5 protein-coding genes are annotated in these 6,975 nt (G+C 62.3%); 1 reads left to right on the forward strand and 4 read right to left on the reverse strand.

Annotated elements, in window-relative coordinates:
• Nucleotides 1-60: 60 nt before the first annotated feature.
• Nucleotides 61-1,827, reverse strand: coding sequence for an oleate hydratase (locus F1735_RS24110; RefSeq protein WP_167239283.1), 1,767 nt, complete (start codon nucleotides 1,825-1,827; stop codon nucleotides 61-63).
• A 398-nt stretch (nucleotides 1,828-2,225) separates the two neighbouring features.
• Here F1735_RS24110 and F1735_RS24115 point away from each other — a divergent pair, with 398 nt between their 5' ends.
• Nucleotides 2,226-3,257 carry a zinc-dependent alcohol dehydrogenase gene (locus F1735_RS24115; protein WP_167239284.1) on the forward strand — a complete coding sequence of 344 codons (1,032 nt, stop codon included), beginning with the start codon at nucleotides 2,226-2,228 and terminating at the stop codon, nucleotides 3,255-3,257.
• Between the two features lie 67 nt (nucleotides 3,258-3,324).
• On the opposite strand, the gene F1735_RS24120 is transcribed toward F1735_RS24115, so the two are convergent.
• The 3 genes from F1735_RS24120 to F1735_RS24130 form a co-directional block, all read right to left on the reverse strand.
• Nucleotides 3,325-4,674, reverse strand: coding sequence for a retropepsin-like aspartic protease (locus F1735_RS24120; RefSeq protein WP_167239285.1), 1,350 nt, complete (start codon nucleotides 4,672-4,674; stop codon nucleotides 3,325-3,327).
• Nucleotides 4,675-4,871: 197 nt separating this feature from the next.
• Nucleotides 4,872-5,852, reverse strand: a complete 981-nt coding sequence (gene corA, locus F1735_RS24125) for a magnesium/cobalt transporter CorA (RefSeq protein WP_167239286.1) — start codon at nucleotides 5,850-5,852, stop codon at nucleotides 4,872-4,874.
• Complete coding sequence (locus tag F1735_RS24130) at nucleotides 5,849-6,880, reverse strand: ATP-grasp domain-containing protein (RefSeq protein WP_167239287.1); 1,032 nt, start codon at nucleotides 6,878-6,880, stop codon at nucleotides 5,849-5,851. The genes corA and F1735_RS24130 overlap by 4 nt, the downstream gene beginning before the upstream one ends.
• Nucleotides 6,881-6,975: the final 95 nt, after the last annotated feature.

A 6,975-nucleotide genomic window follows, 5' to 3' on the forward strand; every position in this document is an offset into this window, starting at 1 on the left:
ATTCAGGATCGCTTGCGCGCCGGTCGCGCCAGGCGGAAGCCGCCGCCGGCGCGCCCGCGTTCAGTCCGCAATCAGTTTGAACTCCTTGAGCAGAGCGCTGATTTCCGTTCCCTCCAGCTTTCTCAGGAAATACTCGCGCAGGAAGGCCGGCCCCGGAATGTCGAGCTGCTTGCCATCGCGCAGTGGCGTCACCGTCGCCAGCAAGGTGCGGATGTCATAGGTCGAATTGAACACTTCCGGCACCCCGCGCTCGACATCGAGCAGGGTGTAGACCGCCTCCATCGCCGTGCGCACCGAGTATTCGGTGGTGAAAATGCAGTCGCGCTCGCGGGTCTGGGCAAACTGGCCGATGAAGGCGAAGTTGGCGGCGTCCGCCGGCACGATGGCGGGCCGGTCGCCGGCCTGACGCGGCATGAAGAAGGCGGTGATGTAGGGCATCATGACCGGCACCGTGCTGGCGGCCGTGGCAGCGAGCTCGGCAATATCCTCGACCGGTACGCCCAGGTGATACAGCCATTCCTGGGTGATTTCTTCGCCGCTGCAATCTTGCATGGGCTTTTTGACGTAGTCGCCCGGCACGTCGACAAACAGCGCGTACAGCCAGCCGACCAGCTGGTGTTTCGGCTGCTGCTTGAAGTGCGGCTGGCGGCTCATGGTCCAGCTCATCAGCCAAGCCGAATCCTTGACCGTGACGATCCCGGCGGTGACAACCTTGCCGCTGAACGGATCGCGCTTGGCGATTTTCTCGATGTAGGGAGGAATGCGCGCATCGAGCGTGGTGATGGTGGCCGATTCCCACTTGGTCTGGGCGATGTGCGCGCCGAACACGTCGGGCCGGCCGAACGCCCCATCCTTTGCCGCGATGCGCCGCCACAGGTCCCAGGCCGGGGCCGGCCCTTCATTGAGCCTGGCTGGCGTGTGGTGGTCGCCATTGTCGGAATTTTCCGTCAGGGAGCCGATGGTGACGAAAAGCAGGTCATCGGCGCCGAGGCCGACGCCGCCGGCCACGCCGTGCTCGCGCCAGTCGATCCTGGTCGCCTGCTTGCGCCCCGGCGCGATGTCGAACTGCACATCGGTGACCTCGACGCCGTAACGGAACACGACGCCGTGTTCCTGCAGCCATTTCACCAGCGGCAACACCATCGATTCGTACTGGTTGTAGCGGTTGAATTTAAGCGAAGAAAAATCGGCAAGACCGCCGATATGATGGATGAAGCGGTGCAGATACAGTTTCATTTCGAGGGCGGAATGCCACTCCTCGAACGCGAACATGGTGCGCCAGTACAGCCAGAAATTGCTTGACAAAAAATCCGCGCCGAACACCTCGTCGATGCGCTTGTTTTCCATGGATTCATGACTGGCCAGGAACACCGAGAGCAGATTCTTTTGTGCGCCCTCGTTCAAGGTCAGCAGCGCCTTGTCGGCCACATCGCCGCCGCAGTCCTGCGTGACCCGCTGCAGCGACACGTTCGGATCGTCCTTGTCGAGGCGATAGAACTCGTCGAGGACGCTGGCGCCTTCGATCTCGAGCGAGGGAATCGAGTGGTACAGGTCCCACAGGCATTCGAAATGTTGTTCCATTTCCCGTCCGCCGCGGATGACGAAGCCCTTCTCGGGCACCTTCAGGCCATCGAGCGCGCCGCCCGCGATGGCTTGCTGTTCGAGGATGGTGATGCGTTGACCGGCCACGCCCGCGTCGCGGATCAGGAAGGCGGCGCCGGCCAGGCTGGCCAGCCCCGATCCGACGAACCACGCCGACTTGTTGTCGGCGCCCGCGGCCTTGCGCGGACGTACGAAGGCTTCATAATTTCCGCTGCTGTAATGCATGTCTGTTCCCTTGTCGTGTTGTTTGCACTGCCGGCCAAGCGCTTGCCGGACAGGCTGCGCTGATCGCGCCTATGCACCACGCCTTCGATCGCACAGGGCGCGGCGGTGTCGCCACAGCTTGCGCGTGGCCAGCCTGGCTGTCAGTGTGTTTGCGCGCTTTCGACCCCGTGCGGGCCGTCCGCCCCCGTATTGTTCGCGCGCGGCCGTTTTTTTCGCCGGAAAAAGCGCCCAAAGCGCGGCGCCACGCACAGCACGCGCGATCGCGGGCGTACTATCGACGCGTCCGGCGCACTTTGCCCGGCCATGTCGTCGAGCCGACTGGCCCCCGGCCCCCCCGGACCTTCGACGCATTTGCGCCAAGGAAATCTATTCAAGGCAATCTATCTCAGGAGTAATGAATGTCACAAACCATGCAGGCCGCTTTCGTCGAGCAATATGGACAAGCACTGGTGTTGAGGGAAGTGGCCATTCCCGTACCCGGGCCCGGCCAGATCCTGGTCAAGACAGAGGCGTGCGGCGTGTGCCACACCGACCTGCACGCCGCCAGCGGCGACTGGCCGATCAAGCCTGCGCTGCCGTTTATTCCGGGGCACGAGGGCATCGGCATCGTCACCGCACTCGGTGCGGGCGTTACACAGGTCAAGGAAGGCGACCGGGTCGGCGTGCCCTGGCTCTACTCGGCATGCGGGCACTGCGAATATTGTCTTGCGGGGCACGAGCCGGTATGCGCCGACGCCCAGTTTGGCGGCTTCAGCAAAAACGGCGGCTTCGCCGAGTACATCGTGGCCGATCCGAATTATGTGGCGCATATCCCGGCGGGCCTGGCGGCGCGCGACGCGGCGCCGCTGATCTGCGCCGGTATCACCTCCTACAAGGGCATCAAGGAAACCCAGGCCAGGCCAGGGCAGTGGATCGTCATTTCCGGCATCGGCGGTTTGGGACACCTTGCGGTACAGTATGCCAAGGCCATGGGTTTGCACGTCTGCGCGGTCGATATCGATGAAGGCAAGCTGGCGCACGCCGCACGGCTGGGCGCCGACGCCATGGTCGATGCGCGCAAGGCCGACGCCATCGACATGGTGAAAAGCGTGACCGGCGGCGGCGCGCACGGCGTGCTGATCACGGCGCCTTCGCTGGTGGCGTTCCGGCAGGGCGTCGGCATGACGCGCAAGTTCGGCACGTGCGTGTTAGTCGGCTTGCCGGCGGGGGAATTTCCGACGCCGCTGTTCGATGTGGTGGCCAACTGCATTACGATCCGCGGCTCGTTTGTCGGCAGCCGGCTCGACATGGCCGAGGCGCTGGCCTTTGCGCTGGACGGCAAGGTCAAGGCCGATATCGAGTTGCAGCCACTGTCGGCCATCAATGACGTTTTTGAGCGCCTCAAGCGCGGCGACGTGCCGTCGCGTGTGGTACTCGACTTCGGCGCCTGACGTCGATGAGGTCCTCGTCGCTAGGTCCGTGTGGCTTGACCACTGGCGGAACCGCGCCGACTTGGCGCTAGAACGTGCCGCAGTCGCGCTGCCACGCTTCCATCATCTGCCGGGCGTGGTGATGGTTGCCCTGCGCTTCACTCAGCTGCGCCGTGTAGATGTGCACTTCGCACAGGCGCGCCTTGCCCAGTGCGGGGAACGCTTCGGCCTGATCGTACATGGGGTCCATCTTGAGGCGGCCGAGGTAGAAATCGGCGATCGGCGCGGGCCAGCCCTTGATGTTGGCGGCCGCCAGATCGCGCCTGGCGCCTTCCTTGTCGCCGGCGGCGGTCTGTGTCAGGAACAATTCGAGCGCGATGCGCGGCGTGACAGGCGCCTTGCGCAGGCGCGGGACCATCTCGGCGGCCTTTTTCTCGCGCCGGTAGATGCGCGCCAGTTCGATCAGGGCACGCTGCTGGCCCTGGTTGGCAGCCTTTTCCAGCCAGGCGCGCCCGACCTTCCAATCGGCATAGCGGTAGTTCGCCAGTGCCAGCTGGGCATCGGCGTTGCCGCTCTCGCCTTCCTTGAGCAGCCAGGACGGGGGGCTGGCGGCCGGCTTGGCGAATACCTCGCCGCTGCCGCTGCGGCTCAGGTAGACCTGGCGCTCGCTGTTGGCGAAGTAGATCTTGTACGCGCGGAAGAAGTCGCTGCCGAGCACCACGTCCGGCTCGCCCGCATTGCTGCCGTAGGTGGCGCGGACCGGCAGGTCGACGTTTTTCACGCTATCCGGGCCCACGGCGATGGTGGCGAAGAGCGCGCTCCAGGGCCCTTCCGGGGCGGTGGTCTTGACACCCGCTTTGGCGGCGCCATCGTCGGTGATGCTGCTGTGGGGCGCGTTCGAATCAAACTGCGCTTCAAGGTCCATGCCGTTGACTTTGACGGTCACGCGCACGCGCTTGTCGACGCTGGGGCGGGTCAGCATGGGCAGTTTGACGGCGCGGGCGGCCCAGCCGGGCGGCGTGCAGCCGATGCGCATTTCCTTCTCGCCCAGCGCGACTTCAAGGTCGGCCTGCATCAGCACGTCGGCGCCGAGAACGCCATCGAAGCCGGGCGGGTAGCCATTGTCGCTGACCACCGGCAGGGTGACCGCGCCGTTGATCGGCCCCACGTTGAAGCTGGTCAGCTTGGCCCGGCCAGGTGTGCCGGCTCCCACCGTCAGCTGGTTTTTTTCGGCGGCAGTGCGGGTCAGCAACGTCGAGGCCGTGCCGGTATGGAGCCACATCGCCGCTGGTGTGCCATTGATGCTGCCGCGCACAGCGGGCGCAACCATCGTGCTGCCGCTGTACTGGATCGGCAACGTGGTGGTCTTGGCCAGGGTGCAGGCTGCGCCGGCCAGGGACGGCAGTATCAATGCTGCCAGGACAATAAATGCTTTCATGTAAACCTTAAATTTATAGCAACCACAATCGCAAAAAAACGGCGCCTTGTGTGGGGCGCCATTTTCAGAGGCGGTAATGCGGCAAATATATCGCTAGTCCTTCCCCGGTGCAAGCGCCAGTTGCGCTTATCTGGCAACTTCCAACTTTCGCCTGCCGCCGCTGACCTTGCCTGCCTGCGTGCCTGTTGACAGTAAGGCTAAAGCCATCCCACCCGCTTGAGTCGACGGTGGAGAAAAATGCTCACCAGAACGATCCCAAGCATGACGCAAGGGTAGCTCCAACGCCATCGTAATTCCGGCATGACGTCAAAGTTCATGCCATACAAACTGAATACCATGGTCGGAACGGCGAGAATGGCGCCCCAGCCGGCAAGGCGCTTGACCACCTCGTTTTGCCGGATCGTTACCTGGGCCAGCGCCACCTGCATGGCGGCGTCGATCATCGCCCTTACCCGGTCGGCGGACTCTGTCACACGTGCGACGTGATCGAGAATGTCGCGGTAGTAGATCCGGTTTTCTTTTGGGATAATGTCCCCATGAAAGCGCAGCAACTGCGTACACACATCGGTCAGCGGCCCGGCGGCGGCCTGCAGCGACAGCAGTTCGTTCTTCAGATTGTAAAACTCTTCCAGGTTGCCGGCCGGAGGATTGGGCTGGAACAAGTCCTTTTCCACTTGGCGGAAGCGGTGCTGGAGCGTATCCATGCAGGGCTGGTAGTGGTCGACAATGAAGTCGACGATCGAGTACAGGACGTATCCCGGTCCGGTGGCCAGCCTGGACGGGGTATTCTCGGTTTTTTCGCGCACGCTGCCGTAGCCGTTCGACTTGCCATGCCTGACGGTGATGACGAAGCGGCGCCCGACGAAGACATGCGTTTCACCAAAGTGTATCGTTGTTCCCGCCAGTGTCACAGTGTGCAAGACCACGAACAAGGTCTCGCCATATTCCTCGATCTTGGGGCGCTGGTGGGCCTTCTGGGCATCCTCGACCGCCAGTTCGTGCAAGTCGAATTCTTCCTGGACCCGCTCCATCAATTCATTATCCGGTTCAACCAGACCGAGCCAGACAAACGTATCCTGCTGTTCCAGCGCCGTGCCGATCTCGTCGATCGTGATCTCGCCGCGCTTGACGCCCTGCCGGTATACCGAACAATTTACCCTTGCCAAGCCCTCGTTCATGTACCGGACTCAGCTTGCACGCGCGTCAGGCCGTGGGCAATATCGAGCCGGCGCACCAGGTCGCGCAGCACGATACGGTACATGTCGTCGCCCAACACGGCGTCTTCATTGCCGGCATCGATATTCGGATTGTCGTTGACTTCGATTACCACCGGCCCGCGTGCCGTCATTTTCATGTCCACCCCGTACAAGCCATCACCGATCAGATTGGCTGCGGCAAGAGCGTATGCCAGCAGGTCCGGCGGGACGTCGTCCAGCGCAACCGCGCGCGCGGCGCCGAACTTTGCCTGGCCGCCGGCATCGCGCTTGGCGATCTGCCAGTGATCTTTGGACATGAAGTATTTGCTCGCAAAAATCGCTTTCCGGTTCAATACCCCGATACGCCAGTCAAAATCCGTGTACATGTACTCCTGCACGAGAATGAGTGCCGATTGCATCAGCAGGGTTTGGGCGGTTTCCTGGAATTGTTGCGCATTGGTGACTTTGGTCACGCCGCGCGAAAATGCGCCGTCCGGGATCTTCATGACCATCGGGTAAGCAATGTCGCGTTCGATGGCGGCGATATCGGCAATGTCCGCTCTTTGCAGCGCGTAGGTATGGGGTGTCGGTATTTTGTTCAAGCGCATCAGGTCTGCCAGGTAGACTTTGTTGGTGCAGCGCAAAATCGACATCGGATCGTCGATCACCACCATGCCCTCGCTTTCCGCCTTTTTCGCAAACAGGTAAGTGTGGTGGTTGATGGCGGTGGTTTCTCGTATGAACAGGGCGTCGAACTCGGCCAGGCGCGAAAAGTCCTTTTTCTCGATCAAGGTGACATCGATCGCCAGCTCGCGCCCCACGTCGACAAATCGCTCAAGTGCCGCTTCGTTGCTTGGTGGCAGCTCTTCCGCCGGATCGCGCAATATGGCGATATGGTAGCGGTACGGTTTGACAGGAGCCGGGGCGGGCATCGGCGCCCGCTCGATGGCGCGCAGGGCGGCGCGGCCGCAGCTGAGTTGGGCGTCGCTGAGGGTACCGGAAATTTGCAAGCTAGTTGTCGCCTAAATACGATTTTTACGCTGCTTTTTTGAGTGCTTGATTTTTCTCCTTTTTGGTGACGGCTTCCGTGACACTTTTTTCGGGA

Source organism: Massilia genomosp. 1, from assembly GCF_011682185.1.
GTDB lineage: Bacteria > Pseudomonadota > Gammaproteobacteria > Burkholderiales > Burkholderiaceae_D > Telluria_A > Telluria_A rubra.

Coding starts and splice junctions, on each gene's coding strand:
- F1735_RS24110 (WP_167239283.1), bottom strand. CDS start 1,827: ATGCATTACAGCAGCGGAAATTATGAAGCCTTCGTACGTCCGCGCAAG.
- F1735_RS24120 (WP_167239285.1), bottom strand. CDS start 4,674: ATGAAAGCATTTATTGTCCTGGCAGCATTGATACTGCCGTCCCTGGCC.
- corA (WP_167239286.1), bottom strand. CDS start 5,852: ATGAACGAGGGCTTGGCAAGGGTAAATTGTTCGGTATACCGGCAGGGC.
- F1735_RS24115 (WP_167239284.1), top strand. CDS start 2,226: ATGTCACAAACCATGCAGGCCGCTTTCGTCGAGCAATATGGACAAGCA.